At 54.4% G+C, this 11,938-nt stretch carries 8 protein-coding genes and 1 pseudogene; 6 read left to right on the forward strand and 3 right to left on the reverse strand.

Features of this window, described 5'->3' with window-relative positions:
- Window positions 1–163 precede the first annotated feature (163 nt).
- Window positions 164–1,759, reverse strand: coding sequence for an outer membrane protein assembly factor BamB family protein (locus KJI95_RS18920; RefSeq protein ID WP_214508770.1), 1,596 nt, complete (start codon window positions 1,757–1,759; stop codon window positions 164–166).
- A 553-nt stretch (window positions 1,760–2,312) separates the two neighbouring features.
- Between KJI95_RS18920 and KJI95_RS18925 the strand changes: the two genes are divergently transcribed.
- The 6 genes from KJI95_RS18925 (at window position 2,313) to KJI95_RS18950 (ending at window position 11,151) form a co-directional block, all read left to right on the forward strand.
- Window positions 2,313–3,428 (forward strand): sugar diacid recognition domain-containing protein, encoded by a 1,116-nt coding sequence (locus KJI95_RS18925; RefSeq protein WP_214508771.1) that lies wholly within the window; start codon window positions 2,313–2,315, stop codon window positions 3,426–3,428.
- A gap of 120 nt (window positions 3,429–3,548) precedes the next feature.
- Complete coding sequence (locus KJI95_RS18930; protein ID WP_126168406.1) at window positions 3,549–4,811, forward strand: GntP family permease; 1,263 nt, start codon at window positions 3,549–3,551, stop codon at window positions 4,809–4,811.
- Window positions 4,812–4,820: 9 nt separating this feature from the next.
- Window positions 4,821–5,984, forward strand: coding sequence for a glycerate kinase (locus tag KJI95_RS18935; protein WP_214508772.1), 1,164 nt, complete (start codon window positions 4,821–4,823; stop codon window positions 5,982–5,984).
- A gap of 368 nt (window positions 5,985–6,352) precedes the next feature.
- The gene (locus KJI95_RS18940; RefSeq protein ID WP_214508773.1) at window positions 6,353–7,429 is read left to right on the forward strand and encodes an efflux RND transporter periplasmic adaptor subunit; all 1,077 of its coding nucleotides are present in this window, start codon (window positions 6,353–6,355) and stop codon (window positions 7,427–7,429) included.
- Window positions 7,429–10,461 carry an efflux RND transporter permease subunit gene (locus KJI95_RS18945; RefSeq protein WP_214508774.1) on the forward strand — a complete coding sequence of 1,011 codons (3,033 nt, stop codon included), beginning with the start codon at window positions 7,429–7,431 and terminating at the stop codon, window positions 10,459–10,461. The genes KJI95_RS18940 and KJI95_RS18945 overlap by 1 nt, the downstream gene beginning before the upstream one ends.
- Before the next feature lie 279 nt (window positions 10,462–10,740).
- The gene (locus tag KJI95_RS18950; RefSeq protein WP_214508775.1) at window positions 10,741–11,151 is read left to right on the forward strand and encodes a hypothetical protein; all 411 of its coding nucleotides are present in this window, start codon (window positions 10,741–10,743) and stop codon (window positions 11,149–11,151) included.
- A gap of 95 nt (window positions 11,152–11,246) precedes the next feature.
- Here KJI95_RS18950 and KJI95_RS18955 read toward each other — a convergent pair whose 3' ends face one another.
- Both KJI95_RS18955 and KJI95_RS18960 read right to left on the reverse strand, forming a co-directional pair.
- Window positions 11,247–11,696 carry an HNH endonuclease gene (locus KJI95_RS18955; protein WP_214508776.1) on the reverse strand — a complete coding sequence of 150 codons (450 nt, stop codon included), beginning with the start codon at window positions 11,694–11,696 and terminating at the stop codon, window positions 11,247–11,249.
- A gap of 45 nt (window positions 11,697–11,741) precedes the next feature.
- Window positions 11,742–11,938 (reverse strand): annotated as a pseudogene (locus KJI95_RS18960) (alpha-amylase family glycosyl hydrolase); the annotation flags it as partial.

Raw genomic sequence — 11,938 nt, forward strand, 5'->3', positions numbered from 1 at the left:
AAAATGCCAGTCGGTGAACCGACTGGCATTTTTGTTTGGATTGGGTTTGGTGAAGGAGAGTTTGGTTGTTCTGCTTTTTTGGTCAGGTCTGTTTGCGTTAATTAGACGAAAATCGAGACCGTGCCAGTGTCGTAAGGCTTTACCAGCACGGTCTGTCGGCGCTTTATTTATTGCGCAGGTCAAATGCCAGCAGTCGGCCGTCGCTTTCGCGGGCGCCTGTGGCAATCAGCAATATACGATTATCTGACAGGGTAATGGTGCCGGGTTCGTTGTGGGACCAAACCTTTTGCTGAGATGCGATATCAACCGCATACACATTGGCGTTGGTACTGACAAATAACAGGTTATTGGTTACCACCACATTACGATGGAATGCGGTATCGTCGGTAGATGGGGCAACCCATGACCACAGTACTTCACCGGTTTTTTCATCAATCGCATCCAGCGCAACCGGATTGTTTTTGCCGGCGTATATCACACCGTTAGCCAAGGCAAAAAAGGTGCGGTAGCTAAAGCGGCTCGTCCATAGATGCTTTTGATTCACGGAATCAAAGCCTGAAATCACCCTGTCCTCATAGTGTTCGGCGTTGCTGCTGGCTCGGCCGCTAAAAGCGCCACCACTGAACGCTATCACCCGACCTTCGCTGCCAAGTACGGGTGCACCGTGATAGCTGTAATCCGTGTTGCCAAAGGGATCGCTGATTGAACTCAGTTTGTCACCGCTGTCTTTGTCGAGAATGGTCAGCTCTATACCGTTGTGGACATAGATTTGTTTGTCATCTACTGCCGGCGTGTCCATGCCCCAAGAGGTGCCCGCTGATTGAGACCAGGCTTCGACGCCATCAGCGACATTGAAGGCATAAGTAAAGCCACCGTAATAGCCACCGGTTTGATACACCTTATCGTCGTACACTGTGGGTGCCAGATAGTTGCCCCATTGGGATAAGAAATTAGACTGGAATTTTAGCTTACCGTCGGCGCGATCTATCGCCCAGACCTTGGTGTCTGAATGGCCTGAGGTGGCAACGAAGAGCGTACTGTCGTTGATGGCTGGTGGATTAAGAGCGGGCATAACGCCAAAGGATACTCGCCAGCGCTCAACACCGGTCAGTTCATCCAGGGCCAGCACTCTGGCATCGCCATGATAAACATCGGTGGAAACATAGACAGTGCCATTTCCGGCCACCGGGGCGTTAATGCCGCCAATGGGTTCATCGGAAGGGCCGCGATTCCACTCCCACAGCTTGGTAAAGTTGCTGGTACTCAGCCAAACAGGCACATACCCCGTATGGGCTGCATTAGCCTGATGGGTCTGCCACTCGGGAACTTTTGCCACCTGCAGTTGCAAGTTTACCACCGCAGCTGAGCCTGAATAGGGTGTGGCACAGTTGGCGTCTTTGCATGCCAGCACCGATAACTTGGGAGCATACTCACCCACTGGCAGCGTGTAATTAAGTACCGTCTCGAGGGTAAAGCCATTACCACTCAATGGGGCGGATACCGCCGGGACGATATATTTGTTGGCTTCATCGTAAAGCTTGAGATAAACCTTTTGTGTACCGAGATTGGTGCCTGACCAATTACCGCTGATGGCCACCTTTAGTGCATCGCCTTGATGGGCGCTGAGGCTTAAATTGGTACTTTGCAGTTGCAGGCTGACTTTGGCCTCTGGTGGCGGTGTGTTTTCATCACCGCCACCTCCGCAGGCCGAAAGAAGTACCACTGAGGTGGCGATAAGGCTGGAAATTTTGTGTTTCATAAAAATCCCTTTTTACTGGCTTGTTATGGTTATTTTTGGTCGCAGTAAGGACCGAGCCGGATAATATAATAGCCGTATATTGTGCGTTAATTTTGAAACTTGGATTTCGGCTACTTAATAAAACTGGCAAAGCAAATTAGCACCGATAATCATCAATGGCGAGTGTGGCGTGAGCTTAAATGAAAAGCGGAAATTAGGTTTTCAAATTATATCCCTGCTGTTACAGACTGGCCTTCACAGCCTTGCTATTAAAGCCCAGCCACTACGGCCTTGTAAAATCGAGCCAGCAACTGCGTCTTGAAGCTACAGTTTGGTGATTGCTTAAATACTGTTTTCGCCAAACCCACACTCCAAAAGTTGCATAGGCACACGACAAAACTAACAGTCGGGCAAGTTGTATACACAAGTCTTATCGCTTAAACCAGGTAACTGATTTTGCGGTCGATTGTGAGGGTGTGGGCGAATAGAAGGATTGCGGTTTTATGCCTGCGGCGGTATCGGGTAAAGTGCTATACGTGCACTGTGCCGCTTGGCTTTACGTTTCGGAGAACCTATGCAACTTAATGATGCCCTGGCGGCGCAGATTGTCAGCCGGGCGATGAAAATCCTGTCGTTCTCGGTCAACGTGATGAACGAGCACGGGCTGATTATTGCGTCCGGCAATCCGGAGCGGCTGCATCAACGCCACGAAGGGGCGGTGCTGGCGCTGGCCGAAAATCGGGTGGTGGAAATAAACGAGGCCACCGCCCGTCAGCTTAAAGGGGTGCGGCCGGGCATTAATCTGCCGATTGAATATCAGGGTAAGCGCATTGGGGTTATCGGGATTTCGGGCGAGCCAGATGAAGTGCGCTCCTATGCCGAGCTGGTGCGGATGACCGCCGAGCTGATTTTGGAGCAGGCGGCGCTGACCGAGCAGTTGCAGTGGGATAAGCGCCACAAGGAGGAGCTGGTGCTGCAGCTTATTCGCGGCGAGGGCAATGTGGATCAGCTTCAGCAGGCGGCGCGGTTTTTGGGGCTGGATTTGGCGCAGCCCCGGGTGGTGGCGGTGCTCTCGCTTGAAGAAGCGCAGCCGGCGCGGCTCAGGGAGCTGGTGCATCAGCTTGAAAACCCCGAGCGCGACAACCTGGTGGCCATACATGGGCTGGATGAAATTGTGGTGCTCAAGCCTGCCAAAATCGTCGATGAGGTGTGGCAGTCGGAGCAGGAGCGGGGGCGGGTAAAGCAGCTGTTGGCGCGTATTCCGCACTTTAAGGTACGGATTGCAGTGGGCGATTATTTTGCCGGTATCGATGGGCTGGCGCGCTCGTACCAAACCGCCCGCGACACCCTGCGCCGGGGCATGCGTCAGGCACCGCGAAGGCAAGTGTACTTTTTTGAAGACTACCGCCTGCCGGTGCTGCTTGGCAGCCTCGCCGATTCGTGGCAGGCCGATGAGCTGCGCGCGCCGCTGAAACTCCTTACCCGCGCCGACACCAAGGGCGTGCTGGTTAAAACCCTGCGGCAGTATTTCGCCATGAACTGTGATCTTAATCGCTGCGCCGAAGCCCTGTTTGTTCACCCCAATACCCTGCGCTACCGCATCAGCCGTATCGAGCAGATAACTGGCTTGAATATCAATAACCTGGATGACAAATTGCTGCTATACCTCGGGCTGAATCTTGAAGATTGATTTGTTTGATTAAACAAAATAAAGGCCGAAATTAGCATTGATATTTGGATGATTAAACAAAGCTTTCTTACTGCCAATCATCATAATGGCCACTAATTACACATAATAAAGGTGTCTGTCATGACTTCGGTAACCGCCCTTGGCGCCATAGCGGCGTTGTCTATCGCTATCTTTCTTATCCTCAAAAAGGTGCCGCCCGCCTACGGCATGATAGTCGGCGCCCTTGCCGGCGGTCTGATTGGCGGCGCCGATTTAACCCAAACCGTGGCGCTGATGATTGGCGGTGCCCAGGGCATCACCACCGCGGTAATGCGTATTCTGGCGGCCGGTGTACTCGCAGGCGTGCTGATTGAATCCGGCGCGGCCACCACCATAGCCGAAACCATAGTGAAAAAGATTGGTGAGACCCGCGCGCTGCTGGCACTGGCATTGGCGACCATGATTTTGACCGCCGTGGGCGTGTTTGTGGACGTGGCGGTAATTACAGTAGCGCCGATTGCACTTGCCATTGCCCGGCGCGCCGACCTCTCCAAGGCGGCAATTCTGCTCGCCATGATTGGCGGCGGTAAAGCGGGTAACGTGATGTCGCCAAACCCCAACGCGATTGCGGCGGCCGATGCCTTTAACCTGCCGCTGACCTCGGTAATGGCCGCAGGCATTATCCCCGGCATCTTTGGTCTGGTAATGGCCTACTGGATTGCCAAGCGTTTGAATAACAAGGGTAGTAAGGTTGCCGCCGAAGAAGTGGTGAGTGTGGATGAAAGCAATCTGCCACGCTTCCTCGCCGCTATCAGCGCGCCTCTGGTGGCCATTTTGCTGCTGGCGCTGCGCCCCATTGCCGGCATTGTGGTTGACCCGCTGATTGCATTGCCGCTGGGCGGTTTGGTGGGCGCGCTGATGATGGGCAAATTCTCCAAGGTGAACCAGTATGCGGTGTCGGGCCTTGCCCGCATGGCGCCGGTGGCCATTATGCTGCTGGGTACAGGAACCCTTGCCGGCATCATCGCCAACTCAGGGCTTAAAGATGTGCTTATCAGCAGCCTGAGCGCCTCCGGTTTGCCATCTTACCTGCTGGCGCCTATCTCTGGTGCGCTGATGTCGCTGGCAACGGCCTCGACCACAGCCGGTACCGTGGTGGCCTCCAACGTATTCAGCTCAACCCTGATTGAACTTGGCGTAAGCGGGCTTGCGGGCGCTGCCATGATCCACGCCGGTGCCACTGTATTTGACCATATGCCACACGGCTCATTCTTCCATGCCACCGGCGGCAGCGTGCACATGGGTGTGGGCGAGCGCCTCAAGCTGCTGCCCTACGAGACCGCTGTCGGTCTGACCATTGCCACTGTTTCTACTCTGATGTTTGGCGTGTTTGGCCTCGCCTAAGGAATTGATATGAAAATTGTAATTGCCCCCGATTCGTTTAAAGAGAGCCTGAGCGCCATGGAAGTGGCCGATGTTATCGAGGCCGGTTTCAAACAGGTATTGCCCGATGCGACTTATGTAAAACTGCCGATGGCCGATGGCGGCGAAGGCACAGTGCAATCGCTGGTGGATGCCACCGGCGGCGCGATAGTGCCGGTGGAAGTAACAGCGCCGCTGGGTAATAAAGTACAGGGCTTTTTGGGGCTGCTGGGCTCTGGCTCAGATACACAAGACAGCGCTGCAACTGGCAAACGTGCCGTTATCGAGATGGCAGCGGCGTCGGGCATTCATCTGGTGGCGCCCGAGCAGCGTAATCCGCTGCTGACCTCAAGCTTTGGCACCGGCGAGCTGATTTTGGCGGCGCTGGAGCGGGGCGTGACCCATCTGATTCTGGGCATTGGCGGCAGCGCCACCAATGACGGCGGCGCGGGGATGATAACCGCCCTTGGCGGCAAACTGCTGAAGGCCGATGGCAGCCCGATAGCCCTTGGCGGAGGCGGTCTGGCCGAGCTCAGCAAAATTGATTTATCCGGCCTCGACCCACGTTTGGCGGGGCTGACCATCGAAGTGGCCTGTGATGTGAATAATCCACTCTGTGGCCCCAAGGGCGCCTCGGCGGTGTTTGGCCCGCAAAAGGGCGCAACCCCTGAAATGGTTGCCGAGCTTGATGCAAACCTTGCGCGTTATGCCGACTGCATCGAAAGTACCCTTGGCAAGTCGGTCAAAGACATTCCCGGCGCCGGTGCTGCCGGTGGCATGGGTGCGGCACTGGTGGGCTTACTTGGCGCCGAGCTTAAGCCCGGCATCCAGATTGTGATTGAAGCACTGAAGCTTGCCGATGCCGTGGCCGATGCGGATTTGGTGATTACCGGCGAAGGCCGCATCGACAGCCAGACCATTCATGGCAAAACCCCCATCGGCGTGGCCCGCTGTGCCAAGCAGTTTGGCAAGCCGGTGATTGGCATCGCAGGTTGCCTTACCGACGACTGCGGCGTGGTGCACGACCATGGCATAGACGCGGTGTTTGCCGTGGTAAACCGCGCCATGGCACTGCCCGAAGCACTCGCCACCGCCCGCACTAACCTTGAACTTACCGCCCGCAACGTCGCCGCGCTGTACCGCTTGCAGCGCTGATTAAGCGTGATAAAAGGCCGGAGCATCTGCTTCGGCCTTTGCTTTTTGACCTGCTCGAACCCTGCAGAGTGCGTAATTCAGCGTATTTATGTCACAGAATTACTATGTCAGGCTGAAAATGACGAGAGTTTACCGATCTTTGATTATGCAGATTGGTAAACTTAGCGCGATATGCTTAACTCGTCCCAGCGGTGGTGATTGTTTGAGCATGCAGTGCATTCCCTTTACAGAGCGGTTTCAATCCTTTGCCGCTTGCCAGACCGGGTCTGCGCCATTCTGAATAATTCATTCCGACTTTGCTTGCTGCTCAGACAGTTTTTGCCTGAGCCACAGGCTTTTGGGAATTTTGACAATTAAGGGAACTCCCCATGAAATCCACATCAGCACGGTTTGCTTTATCTGCGCTTTCTATTTTTGTTGTCAGCTGGCTTGCCGGCTGTGGCGACAAGGTGGCGACTGAGACGACAGCAGCACCCGTGTCGCGGCCAGCCGTGATACTCACCTTACAGCCGCAGGGCGTGTCGCAGACCAGCTTTACCGGTGTGGTACGCAGTGCCGAGCGCGCCGAATTGGCTTTCAGGCAGTCTGGCAAACTTGAAACCATGACAGTGCAGGAAGGCGACAAGGTCAGCCGTGGACAGGTGCTGGCCACCTTGGATCCCAAAGAGCTGAAAACGGCGCTGAGCTCTGCCGAAGTTGAATTTAATCAGGCCAATGCTGACTACGAGCGCGGCAATAAGATTTTTAAGGCCTCGCAGGCGATTTCACGCAGCGATTTAGAGCAATTGAAGGCCAAGCGTGATTTGGCGGCCAATAAGGTAACCAAGGCCAGACAGGATCTGGAAAACACCGCCATAACCGCGCCTTTTGCCGGGGTAGTTTCACAAAAGCTGCAAAATAACTTTGCGACCGTGCAGGCCAATCAGACCGTGTATGTGCTGCATAACCCCGATGATATGGAAGTACTGATTAACGTGCCGGGTAAATTGTTTTTAGAGCCGGTAAAAGGTCAAAAAGCGGTGGCTGAGATAGAAGGCTTACCGGGCAAGCGTTTTAACCTGACCTATCGCTACTTTGCCTCGGATGCCGACCCTGTCTCCCAGACCTATCAGGTGGTGCTCGGGTTTGATGACCCAAGCGGAGTGGCGCTGCTGCCGGGGATGTCGGCGCGGGTGTTTGCCGTGATGGATGAAACCGCGTCAGCCAGCACCATTTTGGTGCCTATTGATGCGGTGGTGCCATCCAACACCGGCACGCAATTTGTGTGGCTGGTGGGCAGCGACGATGCGGTAGCGCAGAAGCCGGTCAAAGTCGGCAATATTCTGGGCAACCAAATAGAAGTGCTTGAAGGACTGAGCGTTGGCGATCGCGTGGTGGTAGCTGGCGTGCAGGCGCTGACGGCGGGTATGAAAGTGCATCCTATGGCTGCAGAAGGAACTCGCTGATGGATATCGCCCGTTATTCCATTCAAAAACGCACCAGCATGTGGGTGATTATATTCCTGCTGCTGATTGGCGGTTACATCAGTTATCAAAAGCTGGGTCGGTTTGAAGACCCTGAGTTTGTTATCCGTCAGGCGCTTATCATGACGCCATACCCGGGCGCCAGTGCCAGAGAAGTGGCTGACGAGGTGACTGATGTGATTGAGTCGGCAGTGCAATCACTGCAGGAAGTCAAAGAGGTAAAGTCGGTCTCCAAGCAGGGGATGTCGGAAGTGACGGTCGAAATCGACCTGCGCTTTTCCAAGACCAAGGGCGAGCTGGATCAGGTATGGGATAAGCTAAGGCGCAAGATTGGCGATGCTCAGCGCCAGCTGCCCAGTGGCGCCGGGCCTGCGATAGTGAATGACGATTTTGCCGACGTATATGCGCTGTTTTATGCCGTCACCGGCAAGGGATACAGCGATAAGCAGCTGTTTGACTATGTGGATTTTTTGAGTAAAGAGCTGGCGCTGGTGGATGGGGTCGCCAAGACAGCCATACTCGGCAACCGCCAGGAAGAGATTTACCTTGAGTTTTCAGCGCCAAGGCTCGCCTCGCTTGGGGTTTCGGCTCAGCAAATTTTTGCGGTGCTGCAAAAGCAAAATCTGGTCACAGTGGCGGGTGACTTATCTGCGGGCAATATGCGCCTTGCGGTAATGCCGCAGGCGTCGGTCAGCAGCTTTGAAGCGCTCAAACAATTACCCCTGGGGCTTGGCAACAACGGCAGAACCTTGCTGCTCAGTGACGTAGCCAACGTGGTGCGCGCCTACAAAGAGCCCATGGGGCTCATCATGAGTTACAACGGCGAGCGCGCCATTGGATTGGGGGTTTCCAATATCACCGGCGGCAACGTGGTGGAAATGGGCGATGCGGTCAAGGCGCGGCTTGCTGCGCTCGAAGGGCAGCGACCTGTCGGCATGGAGCTGAACGTGGTGTCGATGCAGTCCGATTCGGTGCGCTCATCGGTTGCAAGCTTTGTCGATAATCTGATTGCGGCTGTGGTGATTGTGTTCGTGGTGCTGCTGCTGTTTATGGGCGTGCGCTCCGGGATCATCATCGGCTTTGTACTGCTGCTGACGGTGGCCGGTACGCTTATCATCATGCTGATGGATGACATTGCCATGCAGCGGATTTCCCTCGGCGCGCTGATTATTGCGCTGGGGATGCTGGTGGATAACGCGATTGTGGTCACCGATGGTGTGCTGGTGAAGCTGCAGCAGGGAGAGGATCGCGATAAGGCCATCAGCGAGGTGGTTAATTCCACCGTGTGGCCACTGCTTGGCGGTACCCTGGTGGGCATTCTTGCCTTCAGCGCCATTGGTTTGTCTCCCAGTGATATGGGCGAATACGCCGGTTCGCTGTTTTGGGTGATCCTGTACTCCATGCTGCTCAGCTGGGTGTTTTCAATCACTATTACCCCCTTGTTATGCCATCAGTTTTTGCAAGTGAAGGCGCAGGGTTCTGTGCCTGATGAATCCCGCACCCTCAAGTGGTATCGCGGGTTGCTGCTGTGGGTATTGTCCCATCGTATGCTGACCGGCGTGGGCCTGCTGGGCTTGCTGGCATTGTCTGTGGTGGGTATGGGCGCGGTGCCACCGGGCTTTATGCCGGAGTCGCAGCGGCCGCAGTTTGTGGTGGATGTTTATCTGCCTCAGGGAACGGACATTAACTACACCCACAAGGTCGTGGCCGATATCTCGGCTGACATACGTAAAGAGCCGGTGGTGACCGGCATTACCTCGTTTACCGGCGGTGGCGGGCTGAGGTTTATGCTGAGTTATGCGCCCGAGCCGCGCAATCCTGCCTATGGTCAGCTGCTGGTGGACGTGAGTGATTATCAGCAAATCACCGCCCTGGTTGAGAAACTGCAAAACGGTTTGTCGGCGCATTACCCCGATGCATCGATAAAAGTGTGGAAATTCATGCTTGGCCGTGGCGGCGGTAAAAAAATTGAGGCGGGATTCAGTGGCCCAGATCCTAAGGTGCTGCGACAGCTTGCCGAGCAGGCCAAGGTGGCCATGTTAAACGATGCCAATCTGATTGCGGTGCAGGATGACTGGCGGCAACAGGTGCCGGTATTGGTGCCTGTGTACAATCCGGCATTGACCCAGCAGATGGGCCTGACCAGCGTTGAGCTCAATCAGGCGCTGGCGCAGTTGTTAACCGGTACCACTATTGGCGCATATCGGGAAGGCGACTCACTCATTCCGCTGGTGGTGCGGGCACCGCAGGAAGAGCGTAATTATCAGCGAGCCATTGAAAGCCTGCAGGTATACAGCCCTGTCGCCGGACGCCAGATCCCCATCAGTGAACTGACCGATGATATTCGGGTTGAGTGGCAGGATGCCATGATCCGCCGTATCGACCGCCAGCCTACCATCATGGTGCAGGCCGATCCGGCGCCGGGGATTTTGACCAACGATGCTTTTAACCAAATCCGCGGGGCGATTGAGTCGATTGAGTTGCCACCTGGCTACTCCCTTAACTGGTACGGTGAACACAAGGCCTCAAAGGATGCCAACGAGGGATTGGTGGGCTCGGCACCCTACGGTTTTGCCGCGATGATATTGGCGGTGGTGTTTATGTTTAACGCCATTCGCCAGCCACTGGTGATTTGGCTTACTGTGCCACTTGCCATCATCGGGGTTGTGGTGGGGCTGGTTGCCTTTAACACGCCGTTTGAGTTTATGGCTATCCTCGGGTTCCTGAGCCTTATCGGTATGATGGTGAAAAATGCCATTGTGCTGGTGGACCAGGCCGACAACGAAATTCGCGCCGGCTTACCCGCCCTTGAAGGACTTATCCAGGCGTCGGTCAGCCGGGCGCGGCCTGTAGTACTGGGGGCTTTAACCACGATTCTGGGGGTTGCCCCATTGGTGATGGACCCCTTCTTCAAGAGCATGGCGGTGACCATTATGTTTGGTCTTTTGTTTGCCACCATACTGACGCTGGTGGTGATCCCACTGCTGTATGCCGCCATGTTCCGCATTCGTTGATATTTGCTGATATTGGCTGATATTCGCTGATATTGGCGGAATAACTGACTAAAGCGCCCCTTTGAACGAGGGGCGCTTTTTTATCAGTGGCACTGCATTTTAGAAGGCATAAGGTTGGCGATTTATCCCGGCTTTCAAAGGCTGGTTATGGCAGGTGGGATGGTTGCGTCTAACACTGAAACCGGCTTAGGTCTGGGGCAGTCATAACAGCCGCTCAGGCTCACAGACAAAGGGCGTACCGGCTATTAAAATCGACGGGTTTGTGAATGGGGAGGGCTTGTGAGCAACATCAGCAAACTTATTTTGGCAACCTGCGCCGGAGTGCTGCTTGGCGCTGCGCTGATGTGGGTTGCGGCGTCGCAGATTATTGGTATTCGCGGTGGATTGGGGATGGCGGGCTTTGTCAGCGCATCCGAAAACTTCGCAGCCACCAGTGAGCCGGTGCGGCTGATCAGCTGTGTCCGATTGGCAAAGCAACTCGGCTATCCGGTGGATCACTTTGCAGTAAACGCCAGGCTGAATTCGGCCCTTAAATCCTATGATAACGGCAGTCAGCGGGCGTTTTATTTGCTTTTATATTTAAAGGGTTATGGTATTGGCATCGCCGACAGCATGGCAGATAAACAAGCCGCCTATGCCGAGCTTCAATGCCAACATAGGTTGGACAATATGCTGTTCAAGCAGGAATGATATTGGGCGCGTGGTGTTGCATTGGTGCGTCGGTGCGTCACAGAGCCGCAGCGGCTTGGGCTGACATAGCGTTTATCCACGCTCGACGATTTTCGTTAGGTTTGTGGGACTATTTTGTCGCGTTTACCTCTATTACAGTCATAACAGAGGATTTGCAGATTGTTTGGTTCAAGTGCCAATTCAGGGTATTTGGAGCGGGGAAGGATATGATCTACTTCCACTGCTACCCCGTGTATTTCCGGAGAACGCCCACATATGGCACACACCTTTGGTCTGCTCGTTAATATTTGATGTCGCAATGATCGCCAAGCTTGAGAAAGATAGAAATTATTCACAGGCTTAGGCTCACAGTCAGTAAGTTGCTCATGACTTTGATAAGAATGATGTCCAGTCTCAGGCGAAAAATAGCTGGCATTAATATCCGGCTCAAGTTCATTTTTCTTGAGCCATTTCCAAATGCCTTTTCTGGCGCGAATTTCAGATTTGTATGCTTTTGTGCGGTTAGATTGACCAATCCGATATCTGACTTCGATTAAACATTCCATGTAAAAACTCTCCCCATAAAACACCCGACTTTTTAGTAGTTAGTTTTAGCTAGGGTGAATTGCTTCGCTATGCGACTTTCCCCTGCACCATCTACCACCGCATTTGGCTTTCATCGCGCACATGGCATCCCACCGGCCGCTGATGCCACTGTATTGGCGACGAAATTCTTTCGCTGAGGTTATCCAGGCATCATCAGCGATGCCGAGTTCTTGCAAAAGCTTTGGTCTGGTAGAGGCAATAA

Origin of the sequence: Shewanella jiangmenensis (assembly GCF_018596335.1) — a bacterium.
GTDB classification, from domain to species: Bacteria; Pseudomonadota; Gammaproteobacteria; order Enterobacterales; family Shewanellaceae; genus Shewanella; species Shewanella jiangmenensis.

Bases quoted from the DNA above. Each gene is read 5' to 3' on its own strand.
- KJI95_RS18940 (WP_214508773.1), top strand. From the start codon at position 6,353: ATGAAATCCACATCAGCACGGTTTGCTTTATCTGCGCTTTCTATTTTT.
- KJI95_RS18955 (WP_214508776.1), bottom strand. From the start codon at position 11,696: ATGGAATGTTTAATCGAAGTCAGATATCGGATTGGTCAATCTAACCGC.
- KJI95_RS18945 (WP_214508774.1), top strand. From the start codon at position 7,429: ATGGATATCGCCCGTTATTCCATTCAAAAACGCACCAGCATGTGGGTG.
- KJI95_RS18920 (WP_214508770.1), bottom strand. From the start codon at position 1,759: ATGAAACACAAAATTTCCAGCCTTATCGCCACCTCAGTGGTACTTCTT.
- KJI95_RS18935 (WP_214508772.1), top strand. From the start codon at position 4,821: ATGAAAATTGTAATTGCCCCCGATTCGTTTAAAGAGAGCCTGAGCGCC.
- KJI95_RS18930 (WP_126168406.1), top strand. From the start codon at position 3,549: ATGACTTCGGTAACCGCCCTTGGCGCCATAGCGGCGTTGTCTATCGCT.
- KJI95_RS18925 (WP_214508771.1), top strand. From the start codon at position 2,313: ATGCAACTTAATGATGCCCTGGCGGCGCAGATTGTCAGCCGGGCGATG.